This is a genomic window from Pirellulales bacterium, from assembly GCA_035499655.1.
Classification (GTDB): Bacteria; Planctomycetota; Planctomycetia; order Pirellulales; family JADZDJ01; genus DATJYL01.
Map to the genome: position 1 here is coordinate 1 of DATJYL010000129.1, position 14024 is coordinate 14024.

11 protein-coding genes are annotated in these 14024 nt (G+C 56.9%); 7 read left to right on the top strand and 4 right to left on the bottom strand.

Annotation, left to right across the window (positions count from 1 at the left end; all coding sequences use genetic code 11):
• Nucleotides 1–223: 223 nt before the first annotated feature.
• The gene (gene glmS, locus VMJ32_09095; protein ID HTQ39174.1) at nucleotides 224–2173 is read right to left on the bottom strand and encodes a glutamine--fructose-6-phosphate transaminase (isomerizing); all 1950 of its coding nucleotides are present in this window, start codon (nucleotides 2171–2173) and stop codon (nucleotides 224–226) included.
• Between the two features lie 191 nt (nucleotides 2174–2364).
• Here glmS and kdsB point away from each other — a divergent pair, with 191 nt between their 5' ends.
• The 5 genes from kdsB (at nucleotide 2365) to VMJ32_09120 (ending at nucleotide 7412) form a co-directional block, all read left to right on the top strand.
• On the top strand, nucleotides 2365–3267 hold the full coding sequence (gene kdsB, locus VMJ32_09100; protein HTQ39175.1) for a 3-deoxy-manno-octulosonate cytidylyltransferase: 903 nt from the start codon (nucleotides 2365–2367) through the stop codon (nucleotides 3265–3267).
• 245 nt (nucleotides 3268–3512) lie between these two features.
• The gene (locus tag VMJ32_09105) at nucleotides 3513–3938 is read left to right on the top strand and encodes a hypothetical protein (GenBank protein ID HTQ39176.1); all 426 of its coding nucleotides are present in this window, start codon (nucleotides 3513–3515) and stop codon (nucleotides 3936–3938) included.
• 120 nt (nucleotides 3939–4058) lie between these two features.
• Nucleotides 4059–5684, top strand: coding sequence for a CTP synthase (locus VMJ32_09110; GenBank protein HTQ39177.1), 1626 nt, complete (start codon nucleotides 4059–4061; stop codon nucleotides 5682–5684).
• Between the two features lie 44 nt (nucleotides 5685–5728).
• Entirely contained in the window at nucleotides 5729–6202 is a 474-nt protein-coding gene (locus VMJ32_09115) for a DUF1844 domain-containing protein (GenBank protein ID HTQ39178.1), read from the top strand.
• Between the two features lie 349 nt (nucleotides 6203–6551).
• A complete protein-coding gene (locus VMJ32_09120) occupies nucleotides 6552–7412 on the top strand; it encodes a hypothetical protein (GenBank protein HTQ39179.1) in 861 nt (286 codons plus the stop codon).
• A 280-nt stretch (nucleotides 7413–7692) separates the two neighbouring features.
• Here VMJ32_09120 and VMJ32_09125 read toward each other — a convergent pair whose 3' ends face one another.
• Nucleotides 7693–8178: a division/cell wall cluster transcriptional repressor MraZ gene (locus VMJ32_09125; GenBank protein HTQ39180.1), complete on the bottom strand. Its 486-nt coding sequence runs from the start codon at nucleotides 8176–8178 to the stop codon at nucleotides 7693–7695.
• Nucleotides 8179–8508: 330 nt separating this feature from the next.
• Complete coding sequence (locus tag VMJ32_09130; GenBank protein ID HTQ39181.1) at nucleotides 8509–9837, bottom strand: excinuclease ABC subunit UvrC; 1329 nt, start codon at nucleotides 9835–9837, stop codon at nucleotides 8509–8511.
• A gap of 200 nt (nucleotides 9838–10037) precedes the next feature.
• Between VMJ32_09130 and VMJ32_09135 the strand changes: the two genes are divergently transcribed.
• On the top strand, nucleotides 10038–11318 hold the full coding sequence (locus VMJ32_09135; protein HTQ39182.1) for a TlpA disulfide reductase family protein: 1281 nt from the start codon (nucleotides 10038–10040) through the stop codon (nucleotides 11316–11318).
• Nucleotides 11319–11323: 5 nt separating this feature from the next.
• Here the strand turns inward: VMJ32_09135 and VMJ32_09140 are convergent, their stop codons facing one another.
• On the bottom strand, nucleotides 11324–13426 hold the full coding sequence (locus VMJ32_09140) for a phospho-sugar mutase (protein ID HTQ39183.1): 2103 nt from the start codon (nucleotides 13424–13426) through the stop codon (nucleotides 11324–11326).
• Nucleotides 13427–13664: 238 nt separating this feature from the next.
• Between VMJ32_09140 and VMJ32_09145 the strand changes: the two genes are divergently transcribed.
• A partial coding sequence (locus VMJ32_09145; protein ID HTQ39184.1) for a phosphoglucosamine mutase occupies nucleotides 13665–14024 on the top strand: 360 nt, incomplete at its 3' end.

The window sequence follows — 14024 nt, forward strand, 5'->3', positions numbered from 1 at the left end:
GTGAGGGGTGAAAGGTGAAGGATAAGTGAGGCGGCGATTGGGACGGGAGCCGCAATCTTTAGACGGTGCAGTATGAATGCTGAGAGCAAAGCCGAAAAGGGGCGAGGACGACGGCCGGCAACGGTATCTGATCGCTTGCGACTGACCAGTCACCCTTCACCACTGACTGTTGGCTTCCACGCCCCGCTCACCCCTTACTTCCTCACCACTCACCTGCCGCACGTCACTCTACCGTGACGCTTTTGGCCAGGTTGCGGGGCTTGTCAACATCGCAGCCGCGAAGCACGGCAATGTGGTAGGCCAGCAATTGCAGCGGTATGACGCTGACGATGGGCTGGAGAAAATCTTCCACGTCGGGGACCTGAATCACGTCGTCGGCCAATTCCGCCACACGCTTGTCCCCCTCGCTGATGATGGCGATGACCGGGCCGCCCCGGGCTTTGATTTCTTCCAGATTCGACATCACTTTTTCGTACACTTGCCCGTGCGGAATGACAAACACGGTGGGGGTGTGCTCGTCTACCAGGGCGATGGGGCCGTGCTTCATTTCGGCCGAGGGATACCCTTCGGCGTGGATGTAGCTGATTTCCTTGAGCTTGAGCGCGCCTTCCAGCGCGGTGGGGAAATTAAACTGCCGGCCCAGGTACATGAAGTTGGTGCACTGAGCGTATTTGGAGGCGACTTGGCGGACCACGTTGTTGCACTCCAGGGCCTGCTTGACTTTTTCGGGCAGCTCTTGCATTTGCTCGATGATGCGCATGCCGGCGCCGTAGCTGAGGTGGCGCAGGCGGCCGAAGTACAACGCCAGCATCGCCAGAGTCAGGCATTGCGATGTAAACGCCTTGGTGGAAGCCACGCCAATTTCCGGGCCGGCGTGCAAGTAAATGCCGCCGTCGGCCTCCTGGGCGATGGTGCTGCCCACCACATTGCAAATGGCCAGCGTGGGATGGCCTTTGCGTTTGACTTCGCGCAAGGCGGCCAAGGTGTCGGCGGTTTCGCCGCTTTGGGTGATGGCAAACAGCAGCGTGTCGCGCTCGATGGGCGGGTTACGGTACCGCAATTCGCTGGCGTATTCCACTTCGACGGGAATACGGGCAAACTCTTCAATTAAATACTCGCCAACCAACGCCGCGTGCCAACTGGTGCCGCAAGCGGTAAGAATCAGCCGGTTCACTTGCCGCAATTGCTGGGGCGACAAGTTCAGGCCGCCGAACACGGCCGTGCCTTCGTCGCGATCGAGCCGGCCCCGCATGGCGTTTTGCAGCGTTTCGGGCTGCTCGAAAATTTCCTTGAGCATGTAATGCGGGTAATTGCCGAGCTGGACTTCGCCGGATTCGACTTCTAAATCTCGCACCCGATGCTGGATGTGCCCCTGGTCGCGGTGGATGACACGGAGCGAATTGGCCGTGACCACGGCAAGTTGATGATCGGCCAAATAGACAATGCGCTGCGTGTGGCCGACCAGCGGGGAGGCATCGCTGGCCACAAAGTGTTCGTTCTCGCCCACGCCGATCACCAGCGGACTGCCGAGGCGGGCGGCGATGATGACGTCGGGATGTTGGCGGAAGATAATGGCCAGCCCGTACGTGCCGCGGAGTTGGGCCAGGGCATCTTGGACGGCGCGAATGAGGGGCTCGTGAGGATCGGCGGGGTCGGCGGGAGTAGATGGTTGACCGTTGGTTCGGCCACCCTTCCCGCCGGCTGACGGCGTTTGACCGTTGGCCTGTGTTTTGGAATCGGCTGCCGAAGTTTGTTTTTCCAGGCAACTGGCGATCAGATGCGCGATGACTTCGGTATCGGTGGCGGTGCGGAAAATGTAGCCTTCGCTTTCGAGCTGCTCTTTCAGCGTGCGGAAGTTTTCGATCACGCCGTTATGAGCCAAGGCCAGCACCTGCTGGCCGCCGACGTGTGGATGGGCGTTAATATCGTTGGGCGCGCCGTGCGTGGCCCAGCGGGTGTGACCGATGCCAATGCGGCCGGGGGCTGGCGTTTCGGCCAGTTTTTTTTCGAGGAAATCAATGCGGCCGGTGGTTTTGACCACGGCGAATTTTCCCTGCGGCGCGATGGTGACGACGCCGGAACTGTCGTAGCCGCGATATTCCAAGCGGTGCAAGCCTTCAATGAGAAAATCGACCGCCTCGGACTGCCCCACGTAACCCACAATGCCACACATGTCAGCGATCTCCTGCAAAAAGTACCGCCTGAACCGAACCTACAAGCATATTCTATCTTTTTGCCGCCAAAAAGGTTGATTGGGTTTGCGGGAGCGAAAATGCCCGACAAAACCCGCGTATTTGCGTTGATCTGTCTGAAAATGCTGTTTTCCGGCTAAAATGCAGCGATTCGCTCATGGAGGAGCCGCTTATGTCGATCGTGGGCCACAATTCGGCTTCGCCGGTCAATGCGGTTTTTGAGCCCGGCGTCATCGGCGACCACGGGCCGGCGCTTCGCAGCCGGATTGTCATTCCGGCTCGGTTGGCATCCACTCGCTTGCCCCGGAAGTTGCTGCTGTGCGAAACCGGAAAGCCGCTGATTCAGCACACCTACGAAGCGGCTCAGCAAGCGAAGCGACCCGGCGGAGTGTGTGTGGCCGCCGATTGCGAGGAAATTGCCGCCGTGGTGCGCGGCTTTGGCGGGCAAGTGTTTTTAACCAGTCCGGATTGCGCGAGCGGAACCGACCGCATTGCCGAAGTGGCTGGGCAGTGGAGTGATGTGGACATCTTTGTGAATGTGCAAGGAGACGAGCCGGAACTGTCGGGCGCGGCCATCGATTTGGTCGTGGAACTGCTGGAACGACATCCGACCGTGAATATGGCGACGCTGGCCACGCCGATTCGCAATCGCGAAAAGCTGCACGACCCGGCATGCGTGAAGGTGGTGCTGACGGAGGCAAGGCAGAAGGCAGAAGGCAGAAACGAACGAGAGCCCGAAGCCACCGCCTGCCGCCTGCCGCCTGCTGCCTACCGCGCGCTGTATTTCAGCCGGGCGGCAATTCCGCATGCCCGGGAGTGGCGCGACGATTTGCTTTCGGCGGAGCCGCCGCATTTTTTTCAGCACTTGGGGCTGTATGCTTATCGTCGCGATTTTCTCCTGCAATTGGCCCGGTGGCCGCGGACGCCGCTGGAGCGGCTGGAAAATTTGGAGCAGTTGAGGGTGCTAGACCATGGGCAGGACATTCTGGTAGGCGTGGTCGATGAGCCGACCATCGGCATCGATACCCTGGCCGATTATGCGGCTTTTGTGCAGCGTTGGCGGGAAAAGCAGTAGGCAGCGGCGGTAAAGGCAGAAACGGGCAGCAGGCGAGCAACAGCATCACTCACAAAAATCTGGCACAGGCTTGTCGAGAAAGCCGCCGCAATCGAAAATGAAAGGATTGGATACAAGCGGTTGGTGTGTCCAGTTCGATTCTTTTCTCGAGGAGTTTCTGCATGTGCCGCAGTCTTAAGATGGCAGTCAATTTCAGATTCTCATCCAGAATCGCCGCACTGACGGTGGCACTATTCTCCACTGCCATGTGCTTTGCAGCCGATGCACCCGGCGATGCCGCCAAGGCCGATTCTGCAAAAGGCGACGCCGCGAAAAACACGCTCAAGGTCATTAAGCCGGAAGACGCAAAAGACTACGAAGGACAAGAGGTGATTGTGGAATTTACGGTGGCGGCGGCCCGCGAATTGGACAGCGGCGTGTGTTTTTTAAATTCGACGACCGATCGGAGCGACCCGGCCGGCTTTACAGCGTTTATCAGCAAGGCCGGGGTCGACAAATTTAAGGTCAATCCGGCGACCGCGAAACCGGCGGAACTGTTCGCGAAAAAGAAAATTCGCGTCACGGGGAAAATAGTAACCTATCAAAAAAAGTATGAAATTAAAGTGGACGACACGGATCAGATCGAAATCGTCGAAGAAAAGGCCGCTGCCAGTGCCGAGAAAAAATCTTAATATCCCGGGGCTTGATTTTTTCGCAGTTTTTGCAGACCGATTGACGCGCCGCTCCGCAGCGCGTTCAATGCCTGTGGTGGATGCAGGACGCAATTCAACTCTTCAGCAATGGATGTTGCCATGACCAAGCACATTTTTGTGACCGGGGGTGTCGTTAGTTCGCTGGGCAAGGGCTTAACCAGCGCCAGCATTGGCCTGTTGCTGGAAAGCCGAGGCCTGTCGGTGCGGATGCAAAAGCTGGATCCGTACATCAACGTCGATCCGGGCACGATGAGCCCCTACCAACATGGCGAAGTGTACGTATTGGACGACGGCAGCGAAACCGACCTCGACTTGGGCCATTACGAACGGTTTACGCACAGCCCGCTGACGCGCGATTCGAATTATACCACGGGCCAAATTTACCTGAGCGTCATCAACAAAGAGCGCCGCGGCGAGTTTTTGGGCAAAACCGTGCAGGTGATTCCGCACATCACCAACGAAATTAAAAGCGTCATCCACAAATTGGCCGACGACACCGTCGACGTCGTGATTACCGAAATCGGCGGTACGGTAGGCGACATCGAAAGCCAGCCGTTTTTGGAGGCCATTCGGCAATTTGCGCTCGACGTGGGCAAAGAAAACTGCCTGTACATCCACCTGACGTTGGTACCGTATTTGAAAGCGGCCGGCGAATTGAAAACCAAGCCCACGCAGCACTCGGTCGGTTTGCTGCGGCAAATCGGTATTCAGCCCGACGTGTTGGTGTGTCGCACGGAACGGGCACTTTCTCGGGAAGACCGCGAGAAGATGGCGCTGTTTTGCAACGTGCCAATCGAAGCGGTCATCGAAGAACGCGACAAAGATTTTTCGATTTACGAAGTGCCGCTCAGCCTGAAAGAAAACAAACTGGACGATTTCATCTGCCGACGGCTGGGTCTGAGTGCTCCGCCGGCCGAAATTGACGATTGGCGCGACCTGTTGTTCCGGCTGCGCAATCCGGAGCACGAGGTTTCCATTGCCGTGGTGGGCAAATATGCCGAACACCGCGACGCCTACAAATCGATTTACGAGGCGCTCGATCACGCCGGCATTCATCACCGAACGCAAGTGCGCATCCAAAGCATTCAAAGCGAGTTGATCGAACACGACGGGCCGGAGCGGTTGCTTTCCGGCTTCGATGGGGTGCTGGTGCCCGGCGGATTTGGCGAGCGTGGCATTGAGGGGAAAGTGGAAGCGATTCGCTTTGCCCGCGAACGCGGCATTCCGTTTCTGGGCATTTGCTTGGGCATGCAGTGCGCCGTGATCGAATTTGCCCGCAACGTGGCGGGCCTGAAGGCCGCGCATTCGACCGAGTTCAACAAAGATACCGCGCATCCGGTGATTTGCTTGTTGGACGAGCAGAAAACCATTACCGACAAAGGGGGTACCATGCGGCTGGGCGCGCAGGAAGCGCATTTAGACCCGACCAGCAAAGCCATGCAGTGCTACAGCGCGGAAACCATTTTCGAGCGGCACCGCCATCGCTACGAGTTCAACAACGCCTACCGCACGCAGTTTGAAGCACATGGGATGCTTGTGGCCGCCACCAGCCCGGACCATTCGCTGGTGGAAATTATCGAACTGCCGGAGCATCCGTGGTTTGTGGCGGTGCAATTCCATCCGGAATTCAAAAGCAAGCCGACCGAGCCGCACCCGCTGTTCGCCGGATTTGTGGGGGCGTCCGTGGAAAAACACGCCACCGGACAGTGGACCACGACAGGATAATGCAGAAGGCAGAAGGCAGAAGGCAGAATGGGTGAACCGTAATCATGGCTGACACGCCTGATAAGCCGAAAATCATTATTGACGAAGATTGGAAATCGCAAGTTCAGGCGGAAAAAGAAGCGGCCAAAGCCGGACCCGCAACGCAGCAATCGACCACAGCCGGTTCCCAAACCCCCGACTCTGTCGGGGGATCTGATACGCCGCCGGATCGGCAATCCGTTGGATCAACACCAAACGCCGACATACCCGACGTCGACATGCCGCCGGCTTCGCTCGTGTTTCTGTGCACCACGCTGGCCACGCAGGCGATGATTGCCCTGGGGCAAGTGCCCAACCCGATCACCGGCAAAGTCGAACTGCGGCTGAAACAGGCCAAGCATTACATCGACACGCTGGGCATGCTGGAAGAAAAAACCACCGGCAACCGCACCGCCGACGAAACGGCACTGTTCGACGATTTGTTGCACCAACTGCGGATGGCGTACGTGATGCTGCAGAGCGAACCGGCCCAATCGTAATTCGTCATTATTTTCCGTAAGAAGCACGTTTCTGTTCGAGTTTTTTCCGGACTAAATCGCCGGGAGCGTTTTGGCCCATCGCGGAGGTTTCGTCAATTCGGCTGTGTCGGCGATTTTGACGGAAAAAAGCACATTAACGGAAAAAGCCCCCTAAGTCGTCAGCCTAATCTGATTTCTGTTGAGTAATTAATAATCTTTGCGCACCACATGCACTACTTTTAAGTGGGGTCTAACCACTACTAAGACGAATGGGTGGGGCGGCGTAAGCCAGACTGAGAACTTCTGCCCCGTTCAGACTGCATTTGGTGGCACCAGTCAACGGGCTGTTTAGCACCGGAATTTTAATCAGATGAAAACTAAAGATAGGATCAGTGACGAGGAACTTCTCAACGAAGCCAATGAGGTCCTGAAAGCCGCCAAGAAAAATGGAGACTGTATTCCCGAAGCGCTCCTTGACCAGGTGTTCCAACTTTCGCTCGCATTGCGGCGCGAGCTGGACGGCGCAGAACCTAACTTCAAATCCGTGACTTCCGCCGAAGCGTTTCCAGCTGCCGAAGGCACTTCAAAGATGCTTGATGAGGCGAGGGTCAAAATCGAACAATCGCCCGCCCGTCAACAGCCAATTAAGCGACCCGAATCCTCTGTCTGCTGGCGAGCAGTTCATGATTTCACTCTTGTCCGAGCAGACCGTTTGTTGTTAATTGGACTGTGCCTATTGGCCTGGTTAATTGAGCCGACGTTTAGCGATTCCCCGCTGGCCTTATCAGCCCTGATGTTCGTGCGGGTGGTGCCCATTTTCATACTCGGCGGTTCTGTTTACGGGCGCGCTCTGACCGGGGCCTTCATCGGGGCCGGTCTGTTCTTCGGATTGTTGGGGGCGCAGGCCATCTCCGTTGTAATGTGGGACACTCACCTGCTGCTACCGGTGACAACGTTGCTCAAGCATTCAGCAGGAATAGCCAACTTGCTTTACGCATTTGCCGCCCTTGGTTTGGTGGTTTGTGTCGTGGGATCGTTCGCCATTCGGCAAGGCAAAAATCGTGCCCACAGAATCAGTTGGCGGCTGGCCACTCAAGTGTGTGTTCTAGTACAAGTAGCATTGGTTGCCGAACTGGGCCACTCCGCATGGCGATATATTGCCCAAACAGATAAGCACAGCAATACCGTGGCAACTGCCAAAATGTACCATCGTGAAAATATACCAAACTGAGTAACAGAATTTTCCGGAGCGGAATTTCGCTGACGCGCCCCGAGTCGCGGGCACTTCCATAAAACCAAACCGCATGCTGCTTTCAGAAAAAGAGCCATGCCCGGCGAAGAGGGAAAATTGGCATCCGTGCCAACGAGCCCAATCCCTGGAGAATTAATTCCCGACCGGGTGACACGGACAGGGATTATCTGGGTTCCCTTTCAAACCGGGCATGGCGTTGCGAGCAAAACAACAGACGCTTTAAGCACGAAGCTTGGTCCGGAAAAAATGCCGCGAAGATTCAACTGGTCAGTTGATCGAACAACTGCTGGAAGCCTGGCAATTGCGTTTCCAAATGCGTGCGCCAGGCGGCGGGATTCCAAATTTCGACACACACGGCGGCCCCGACCACGATGACATCGCCGCCGGGCTGGACTTGCAAAAACTCGCGAAACCCTTCGGGGATGAGCAATCGCCCGCGGCCCGCCATAGGTACCTCCTTGTGCCGCGTGGAGAGCATCCGTCCTAGCGATTGCACTTCGGTCAGGCGTCCTTCCAGTCTGCCGGCTTTCATTTTGGCCTGGAGCAAATCGACGGCCGATTGCAGCCGTTGCCGCCAACCCCCCAAGGGCCACAGGCTGAGACAACCGGCCCGTTCCTTGACCAACACGAAGTCGGTCCCTTGCTTGGAGAGACCTTCGGCCAACTCTTGTGGAATGGACAGCCGATACCGCTCGTCGAACGTGCGGGTGAACTCGCCCTGTAAAAAGTATCGTGAAGCAGGCATGGGGATGAACCGAAACCATGGTCCGTGTACGAGTCCGTTCAAAGGGTTGATTCACGAATTGGGTACATTCCCCATTAAAATGGCTATCAATAACCATAAATGGGTTGTTTTCCCACGGAGCGACAGTTTAGCAAGCGTAATTGTTCTGGCAAGTACCTGGGGCAAAAAAAATTTTAGCCGCGGAAAACCGCTCGTGCGCCTTGATTCCTCGGGGATTTATTCACGCCCAGCAGGGGCTAACGAGGAATTTGCAGCAAAATTCTAGAACGAAGAATGCCCGAATATGGAAGAAGGCCAGTGGCTTTTGTGTTCGGGCGGCCGAAAACGTGGCTATTCGCCCAGCGTCGATTTACGCCGCAGCAAATGGTGATAATGCTGGGCAAAACGGTGGGCTTCATCGCGCACGTACTGCAACAATCGCAGCGCGTAAGCATGGCGGCTGAGACGGAGCGGTTCGTCCTGCCCGGGTATAATCAGCTCTTCCTCCCGTTTAGCAATGGAAATGACCGTTGGGGGCTGAATTCCCAGTTCGGCAAATGCGGCCAGGGCGGCGCTTAATTGTCCCTTGCCGCCATCGATTAGCAGCAAATCGGGAAACACTTCCCCGTCGTCGTGCAATTTGGCGAAGCGGCGTGAAACGACTTCGTGGATGCTGCGGAAATCGTCGACACCTTGCACGCCGCGAATGCGGAATCGTTTGTAGCCCGGCTTGAACGGCAAACCGTCGATGAACTGCACCAGGCTGGCTACAGTTTCGTCGCCACCTAAGTGTGCAATGTCGACGCCTTCGATCGTCCGCGGCGTGTGCGGCAACTTGAGTACTTTCTTTAACCCGGCCAAACCCTTTTTCGGATCGATGAAAAACACCTCGGGCTGCACGTTTTCGTCCAGCTCGCCCCGATTGTCGAGCGTTTCCAGCAGATGGATTTCGTCGCGCAAGCGGGCTGCTTTTTCGAAACGCAACTCGGCGGCGGCCAGCTGCATTTCGGCTTTCATTTCATCGAGCAGTTGTGCTTTTTTGCCTTCCAAAAACATCCGCAAGCGGTGAATGTCGCGCTGATAGTCGTCCTTAGAAATGCGCAAATTGCAGGGAGCGGTGCACTGATTGATGGACGCCAACAAACAGGGCCGGAACCAGCGCCATTTTTCGTCGCCATCGTCAATGTCTAAACTGCACGTGCGGAATTTGAATATCTTTTGCAGTACTTGGATGGCGCCGCGCAAGCCGCCGGCGCTGGCAAACGGCCCGTACAGCTTGGTGCCGCGGCTGCTGGGCTCCCGCGTGAATTCGACCCGGGGAAAATCTTCCCGCGTGTAAATTTCTAAGTACGGAAAGGTTTTATCGTCTTTCAATTCTTGGTTGAATTTAGGTTGAATGTCCTTGACCAACCGGGCTTCGACTAGCAGGGCGTCGACTTCGCTGTCGGCGGCGAGAAAATCGATGTCGTGAATTTCGCGCACCAAGTCGGCGGTGCGGCGCTCCTCGGCGGCAGCCTTCAAAAAATAACTGCCCGCCCGAGCCCGCAAATTTTTTGCCTTGCCCACATAAATGACGCGGCCGGCAGCGTCTTTCATCAAGTACACGCCGGGAGTGGTAGGAAACTCGCGGACTTTGGCCAGCGCCGCTTCAAAGCCGCCAGAAACAGCCTCCTGGGGCATGTCGGGCTGATTGTCGGAATCTGCGTTAGGATTGGATGGGGGCGTGTTTTTCACGGCGATTTTTGGGGCGGCAGAGAGACGCTGGCCTCCTAGGAAGTTTAGCGTGCCGCCGCGATTTGGACATGCTCGCTTGACCCGGATTTGATACGGACGGAGAATTGCTCAAATTCCGGCCTTTTAATCCCACGGAGAAAGCAGCCATGTTCCTATCTTTTCGACCCACGCTGTGGGTAGTGGTCGCTTTAGCAGCGGCCGTGGCCAGCATAAACCTGACAGCTTGGGCGGACGATGCCGCGACGGATTCCAAGCCCGCGGCAGAAAAATCTGCAGTACAAAGCACGTCGGCTGAGAAGCCGGCTGGACGAAGCACGTCGGCCGAGGCAGCGACTCCGAAAATCAATCCGTATTTGCCGCGCAAGGGGATGTCGGCCGACGATTTGCGAGCCTACATCGAGCGAATGCAAGAGGCGCCCGATTCCATCCGCGCTCGGCCCGGGTTTGGTGAAGGCATGACCGTGGCAGCTCAACAAATACTGGATACGAATCCGACAGGCGAGTTGCGCACGTTTGCCGTGTTGAATCTTTTGGATGGGCTGCATCAACAGGCCGACACCGCCTACGATTCGGATGAAGGTAAACAACGTGCCGCGGACGCGGATGCAAAATTGGCTGAGCTGGCCGTGAAGTATGCAACCGATTCGGACAAAACAATCGCCGCCGATGCCGCCTTTTACGTTTTAGAGCAGCGGGCGCTGAAGGCCGACGATTTGGATCCAAGCAAATTGCCTGCGCTGCTGGAGGAAATTAAAACGGCGCTGAAAGGCCAGGCGTTGGATGCCAAAGATTTGCGGATTGCCTCGGCGACGGTGCACATCATCAATCTGATGAAGGACGACGAAGCGGCCAAAAAATGGTTGGCTGACTTCGGCCAATTGTTCGCTGCCAGCAGTGATCCGCTGTTGTCGCGATATGGCAGAAAGTTAGCACATGCCGACTCGCCGGAGGAAGACCTCGCAAAATGGGTTGGCAAGCCCATGGAAGTGGGCGGAACGACCGCCGAGGGGAGCAAGTTCGACATCGCGCAATACAAAGGGAAGGTGGTGGTGGTCGATTTTTGGGCCACGTGGTGCGGGCCATGCCGCGAGTTGATTCCGGAAGTGAAGGAACTGTACGAGAAATATCACGACCAGGGTTTGGAAGTGGTGGGCGTCAATTTGGACGAACAAAGCAGCGACCTGAGTGAATTTTTGGATAAAGAAAAGCTGCCGTGGCTGAACGTGGTGGGGGAAGAAAAAGACGGCAAAATGCAGTTCCCGCTGGCCGAGAAGTTTGGCATTGTAGGCATTCCGACGACGTTCGTGGTCGGTAAGGACGGAAAGGTGATTTCCGTCGATCACGGCGAAGGGTTGGGGCAGCAAATCGAAAAACTATTTGGGGACAATGCCGAAGCAAAGCCCGACAGTAAATCTGACGTGAAGTGAATCTGTCACCCACGGGCGAAGTCGGACAGATCGGCCTGCATTTTTTCCAGGCGGGCCGCGCATTGGGCCTTCGTGTCATCGAGATTAGCGATTTGCTCGGCGGGCTCGAAGGTGAACATGTAGAACTTCACTTTCGGCTCGGTGCCCGAGGGGCGCACGGCCACGTAGTTTCCCGCGGCGGCTAAATCGAGCATGACCATGTCGCCCGGCGGGCCGATAAATTTTTGCGGCGATTGGCCGGGAGCAAATTGCGTAAGCGAAAGATAATCGCGCGCTAGAATAATCTTGTGACCGGCAAGCTGCGTCGGCGGCGCGGAGCGAAAACGGGCCATCAGTTTTTGCATATCTTGCATGCCGGCGGCGCCGGGCATCGTCAGCGAAAATTGGATTTCTGCATGGTAGCCGTATTGCCAGAAGAGGGCATCGAGTTGTTCGTGCAGTGTTTTTCCGCGGGCCTTGCAAGTGGCGGCCAGTTCGGCCAGCAGCATGGCGGCCACGGCGGCATCTTTATCGCGAACGTGGGTGCTGACGAGGTAACCGTGCGACTCTTCGCAGCCGAACACGAAGCGGTCCGGCCCGGCGGCGTCGATTTCCTGGCCGATCCATTTGAAGCCCACCTGTAAATCGCCGTGGGTTTGCACGCCGAAATGATCGGCAATGCGGCGGACCATTTCGGTTGTGACCAAAGTTTTTACCACGTAATGCTGTGGCGAAAGCGTGCCGGCAGCTTTACGGGCGGAGAGCACGTACTCGGCCAAGAGGGCGGCCAGTTGGTTGCCGGTGAAGGGCTTCCAGGTTGAATGGGGAACGGGGAATGGGGAATGGGGAATGACGGTTTGAGATTGGTCACTTGTTTCTGCCTTCGGCCCATTGCCTTCCGCCTTCTGCATTGACAGTGGCGCGGCGGCGCCGAGGCGGTCGCAATCGGGGTCGCTGGCCAAAATGACATCGGCGCCGGTTTGCTGGGCGCGGCTGATGATGCTATCGAAGACAGCCGGATTTTCCGGATTCGAAACGTGATTGGGAACGTTGGGAAAATCGCCGTTGGGTTCCGCTTGCGGGCCGAAGAGTTCGACATCAGTAAAGCCATCGGCCTTGAGCGCGGGCAACACGGCCGAAGCGCCGACGCCGTGGAGCGGCGAGTAGATGATTTTGAGGGACGAGAGGAGTGAGGGGTGAGGGATGAGGGGTGAGGAGGCAGCACCCTCACCCCGACCCTCTCCCAAAGGGAGAGGGAGAAGCGATTGCGAGTGGACGGCGGCGATGAAAGCGGCATCGAGTTCGGCCTGGCAGTAGACAATTTTTCCAGCGGCCAGCGCCGCGGCAAACGGGGTGCGGCGGATTTCGTCGACGTTCATCACGCGCTGAATAATGGCTTTATCGTGCGGCGGCAGCACTTGCACACCGCCTGCCCAATACACCTTTACCGCATTGTCGCTGGGGGGATTGTGGCTGGCCGTGACCATGATTCCGCAACTGGAGTTGGTGTGCCGCACGGCGAACGACAGTTCCGGCGTGCTGCGAAAGCCGTCGAGAAAGAAAACTTTGAAGCCGGCGGCGACCATGATTTCGGCACACAATTCGGCAAAGTGGCGTGAGTTGTGGCGGGTGTCGTAGGCGATGGCGCAGGAGAGAGGTGAGGGGTGAGGGGTGAGGGGTGAGGGTTTAATTGGAACGCCGGTTTTCTCGAGCTTCGCAGAAATAATTTCGTTATCAATTAGATTGGTATTTGCGTGCTCACGGAATGACGCAGAGAACGCCTCGGCTGATCGCTGTTTTGGATCTAGATTCATCCTCAACCACTCGGCCACGTAATCCGCCACGCCTTGGGCGCTTTCGCCGATGGTGCGGTCGTTGATGGCGTTGGAGCCGATGGGGTACATCTTGCCGCGGCGGCCACCGGTGCCGAAGGGGATGACGGTCCAAAAGGCGTCGTCCAATTCTTTCCAGCGGCCGGCGGCAATGTGGGCGGCCACTTCGCCGGCGTAATCAGCGTAGCGCGGCTCGGTGAGCCAGCGGCGGATCATGGTTACGGAATCGGCCGTGATTTTTTTGGCGGCGGCAGCTTCGTCGAGCGCGCGTAAGATGGAGTTCAGATCGAACGACATGGCTGTAGAAAGATGTTGATGCTGGGATTATGTCGAAGCGAAAAACGGTGAAAACGGTGAAAAACGGGCCAAAAGGGACTCATAAACCGTTGAAAACGGTTGAAAAGCGTCTGTGGGGTTTGGGTGGTTTGCTGTGGGATAGCAACCATGAATCATCGCGGGAATAATGGAACACCTTCCAGTGTACAGATGGATGTCAGCGATACCAGGGATAAATTGGGCCAACGAGCGCGAAGCCATGTCAGAGCCGATTATCAGCGTTTCCGGATTGCGGGGCATCGTGGGCGAAAGCCTGACGCCGGAAATAGCCGTGCGCTATGCCGCGGCGTTTGCTTCCACGCTGCCGCCCGGGCCGATTGTGCTGACGTACGATGGGCGCGAAAGCGGGCCGATGCTGCTGGAGGCACTTAGCACAGGATTAAGCAAGCTAGGGCGCGAGGTTGTGAATTTCGGCATAGCGGCGACGCCGACGACCGGGGTGCTCGTGCAGCAGATGAAATCGCCGGCCGGAGGCATTCAAATATCGGCCAGCCATAATCCGCCGCAGTGGAATGGGTTGAAGCTTTTCTCGGCCGAGGGGCGAGTGATTCCCGCTGTG